Source organism: Streptomyces sp. WAC06614 (assembly GCF_003949795.1).
Taxonomy (GTDB): domain Bacteria; phylum Actinomycetota; class Actinomycetes; order Streptomycetales; family Streptomycetaceae; genus Streptomyces.
Map to the genome: position 1 here is coordinate 1 of NZ_RPRY01000612.1, position 1,949 is coordinate 1,949.

General features: G+C 74.7%; 1 protein-coding gene. It reads left to right on the forward strand.

Annotated features, from left to right (window positions below; all coding sequences use genetic code 11):
- Positions 1–1,768 (forward strand): serine hydrolase (locus tag EF918_RS35280; protein WP_260610996.1); only part of this gene is annotated, 1,768 nt, incomplete at its 5' end.
- Positions 1,769–1,949: the final 181 nt, after the last annotated feature.

Below are 1,949 nucleotides of genomic sequence, written 5' to 3' on the forward strand. Positions count from 1 at the left end.
GCGGCGGCTCGGGGGGCGGTTGTTGGCGCTGGGCGGGGTGTTGTTGTTGCATGCCGCTCTGCCCGGGGCCGCCGGGGCCGCCGGGGCGGCCGAGCGGCGGGCCGCGCAAGGGCTGCGCCTGCGGTACGGGTCCGCGCGGCAGGCCGGGCTGGTCGAGCGGCACCTGGAGGCCACCGCGGCCGAGGCCGGGCGGTTCCTCGGCCCCTCCCCGGAGCACCCCTACTACGCCGGGGCGGTCGTCCTCGCGGGGCGCGGGCGTACCGTCGCCCTGCACCGGGCCATGGGCGACGCCCTGCGCTACGCCGACTACGACGGGCGCACCGACCGGGCCCGGGAACTGCCCGCCGCGGAGCGGATCGCCATGACCGAGGACACCGTCTTCGACCTCGCGTCACTGACCAAGCTGTTCACCTCGGTGCTGGCGGTCCAGCAGATGGAGCGGGGCCGGCTGGAGCTGGAGGCACCGGTCCGCCGCTACCTGCCCGAGTTCACCGGCGGCGGCAAGGAGTCCATCAGTGTCCGGCAGTTGCTCACCCACACCTCCGGCCTGCGCTCCTGGGCCCCGTTCTACTCCCAGCCCACCCGCGAGGAACGCCTCCGCCTGCTCTGGGAGGTCCGCCCGCAGGACACCCCCGGCACGGTCTACCGCTACTCGGACCTCAACCTGATCACGCTGCAACTGCTCCTGGAACGGATCACCGGTCACCCTCTGGATGCCCTGCTCCACGACGAGATCACTGCTCCGCTCGGTATGCACCGCACACGTTTCAACCCCCCGCTCTCCTGGCGCCGTACGACCGCCGCCACCGAAGTGCAGCGCCCCCCGTGGTCCGGCCTGGACCGCGGCCTGGTCTGGGGCGAGGTGCACGACGAGAACGCGTACGCGCTGGGCGGCGTCGCCGGCCACGCCGGCATCTTCGGCACGGCCTGGGACCTGGCCGTCCTCGCCCGCGCCCTCCTCGACGGCGGCGCCTACGCCGGCCGCCGCATCCTGCGCCCCGCCTCGGTCGAACTCCTCTTCACCGACTTCAACACGGCCTTCCCCGGCGACGACCACGGCCTCGGCTTCGAGCTCTACCAGCACTGGTACATGGGCGCGATGGCCACCCCGCACTCCGCCGGCCACACCGGCTTCACCGGAACCTCTCTCGTGCTCGACCCGTCCACCGACTCCTACCTCGTCCTGCTGGGCAACTCCGTGCACCCCGTCCGCACCTGGCGGGCCGGCAGCGCGCCCCGCGTCGCCGTCGGCAACGCCTTCGCCCGGGCCGTCCCGGTCCGCACCCGGCACGGCGGCCCGGCCTGGTTCTCCGGCCAGACCCCCGGCGGCTCCGGCACGCTCACCCTGCCCCCGGTCACCCCGCCCGGCCCCGGCGCCCGGCTGCGCTGCGCCGTGTGGTGGGACACCGTGCCGAACGAGGGCGCCCTGTACGTGGAGTGGTCGGCGGACGCGGGCACGACCTGGCACCCGCTCCCCTTCCACACGGTCCGCACGACCGGCGGCAGCCCCGAACACTGGCCCGAGGGCCGGCTCAGCGGCTGGTCGGGCCGGATCTGGCACCACCTGGAGGCCCCGCTCCCCGACCAGCCCGCCCGTAGCCCGGTCCAACTCCGCTTCCGCCACCGGGCCACCGGCCGCTACGTGGGCCGCGGCTGCTACGTGGACGTCGTACGCATCACCCACCGCACCCGCCTCCTCTTCACGGAGGACCGCCCCCAGGACGCCACCGCAATCCAGGCCACGGGCTGGACCCGCTCCTCCGACTGACCAACCCCCACCGCGCCATCCAGGAACGGCCTCAACACCCCTTGATCCCGTCGGCGCAGCCGCGCACGTCGAACGGCGCCCTTCGCGGGGCCGGGCTCAGGCGTCTGCCAGGGCCGCGTCCAGCATGCGGCGGACGGTGGTGGTGAGGGCGGCCGGGGTGGGGGTTGGTCAGTCGGAGGAG